Origin of the sequence: Pseudomonas sp. Root562 (genome assembly GCF_001427125.1) — a bacterium.
Classification (GTDB): domain Bacteria; phylum Pseudomonadota; class Gammaproteobacteria; order Pseudomonadales; family Pseudomonadaceae; genus Aquipseudomonas.
The window spans coordinates 632,898-635,518 of sequence record NZ_LMGK01000001.1 but is presented as its reverse complement, the minus strand read 5'-3'; the positions used below and the strand labels follow the sequence as shown (position 1 = coordinate 635,518).

Here is a 2,621-nt window from a genome sequence, read left to right as displayed (position 1 = left end):
CGAACTTTCGGTTCATTTCGTCTTCACACACCGCAATCTGGCCTCTCTCGAGTTCGCAAATTGCTTGGGTGTTATATGGTCAAGCCTCACGGGCAATTAGTATTGGTTAGCTCAACGCCTCACAGCGCTTACACACCCAACCTATCAACGTCGTAGTCTTCGACGGCCCTTCAGGGGACTCAAGGTCCCAGTGAGATCTCATCTTGAGGCTAGTTTCCCGCTTAGATGCTTTCAGCGGTTATCTATTCCGAACATAGCTACCCGGCAATGCCACTGGCGTGACAACCGGAACACCAGAGGTTCGTCCACTCCGGTCCTCTCGTACTAGGAGCAGCCCCTCTCAAATCTCAAACGTCCACGGCAGATAGGGACCGAACTGTCTCACGACGTTCTAAACCCAGCTCGCGTACCACTTTAAATGGCGAACAGCCATACCCTTGGGACCGGCTTCAGCCCCAGGATGTGATGAGCCGACATCGAGGTGCCAAACACCGCCGTCGATATGAACTCTTGGGCGGTATCAGCCTGTTATCCCCGGAGTACCTTTTATCCGTTGAGCGATGGCCCTTCCATACAGAACCACCGGATCACTAAGACCTACTTTCGTACCTGCTCGACGTGTCTGTCTCGCAGTCAAGCGCGCTTTTGCCTTTATACTCTACGACCGATTTCCGACCGGTCTGAGCGCACCTTCGTACTCCTCCGTTACTCTTTAGGAGGAGACCGCCCCAGTCAAACTACCCACCATACACTGTCCTCGATCCGGATAACGGACCTGAGTTAGAACCTCAAAGTTGCCAGGGTGGTATTTCAAGGATGGCTCCACGCGAACTGGCGTCCACGCTTCAAAGCCTCCCACCTATCCTACACAAGCAAATTCAAAGTCCAGTGCAAAGCTATAGTAAAGGTTCACGGGGTCTTTCCGTCTAGCCGCGGATACACTGCATCTTCACAGCGATTTCAATTTCACTGAGTCTCGGGTGGAGACAGCGCCGCCATCGTTACGCCATTCGTGCAGGTCGGAACTTACCCGACAAGGAATTTCGCTACCTTAGGACCGTTATAGTTACGGCCGCCGTTTACCGGGGCTTCGATCAAGAGCTTCGCGTTAGCTAACCCCATCAATTAACCTTCCGGCACCGGGCAGGCGTCACACCCTATACGTCCACTTTCGTGTTTGCAGAGTGCTGTGTTTTTAATAAACAGTCGCAGCGGCCTGGTATCTTCGACCGGCGTGGGCTTACGGAGCAAGTCCTTCACCCTCACCGGCGCACCTTCTCCCGAAGTTACGGTGCCATTTTGCCTAGTTCCTTCACCCGAGTTCTCTCAAGCGCCTTGGTATTCTCTACCCAACCACCTGTGTCGGTTTGGGGTACGGTTCCTGGTTACCTGAAGCTTAGAAGCTTTTCTTGGAAGCATGGCATCAACCACTTCGTGTTCTAAAAGAACACTCGTCATCAGCTCTCGGCCTTARRATCCCGGATTTACCTAAGATYYCAGCCTACCACCTTAAACTTGGACAACCAACGCCAAGCTGGCCTAGCCTTCTCCGTCCCTCCATCGCAATAACCAGAAGTACAGGAATATTAACCTGTTTTCCATCGACTACGCTTTTCAGCCTCGCCTTAGGGACCGACTAACCCTGCGTCGATTAACGTTGCGCAGGAAACCTTGGTCTTTCGGCGTGGGTGTTTTTCACACCCATTGTCGTTACTCATGTCAGCATTCGCACTTCTGATACCTCCAGCAAGCTTCTCAACTCACCTTCACAGGCTTACAGAACGCTCCTCTACCGCATCACCKAAGTGATACCCGTAGCTTCGGTGTATGGTTTGAGCCCCGTTACATCTTCCGCGCAGGCCGACTCGACTAGTGAGCTATTACGCTTTCTTTAAAGGGTGGCTGCTTCTAAGCCAACCTCCTAGCTGTCTAAGCCTTCCCACATCGTTTCCCACTTAACCATAACTTTGGGACCTTAGCTGACGGTCTGGGTTGTTTCCCTTTTCACGACGGACGTTAGCACCCGCCGTGTGTCTCCCATGCTCGGCACTTGTAGGTATTCGGAGTTTGCATCGGTTTGGTAAGTCGGGATGACCCCCTAGCCGAAACAGTGCTCTACCCCCTACAGTGATACATGAGGCGCTACCTAAATAGCTTTCGAGGAGAACCAGCTATCTCCGAGCTTGATTAGCCTTTCACTCCGATCCACAGGTCATCCGCTAACTTTTCAACGGTAGTCGGTTCGGTCCTCCAGTCAGTGTTACCTAACCTTCAACCTGCCCATGGATAGATCGCCCGGTTTCGGGTCTATTCCCAGCGACTAGACGCCCTATTAAGACTCGCTTTCGCTACGCCTCCCCTATTCGGTTAAGCTCGCCACTGAAAATAAGTCGCTGACCCATTATACAAAAGGTACGCAGTCACCCAACAAAGTGGGCTCCCACTGCTTGTACGCATACGGTTTCAGGATCTATTTCACTCCCCTCTCCGGGGTTCTTTTCGCCTTTCCCTCACGGTACTAGTTCACTATCGGTCAGTCAGTAGTATTTAGCCTTGGAGGATGGTCCCCCCATATTCAGACAAAGTTTCTCGTGCTCCGTCCTACTCGATTTCATTGATAA

1 rRNA gene (only partly in view) is annotated in these 2,621 nt (G+C 52.1%); it reads right to left on the bottom strand.

Going from position 1 to position 2,621, the window contains the following annotated elements:
* Nucleotides 1-75: 75 nt before the first annotated feature.
* Nucleotides 76-2,621, bottom strand: a 23S ribosomal RNA gene (locus ASD60_RS02845) (it continues 346 nt past the right edge of the window).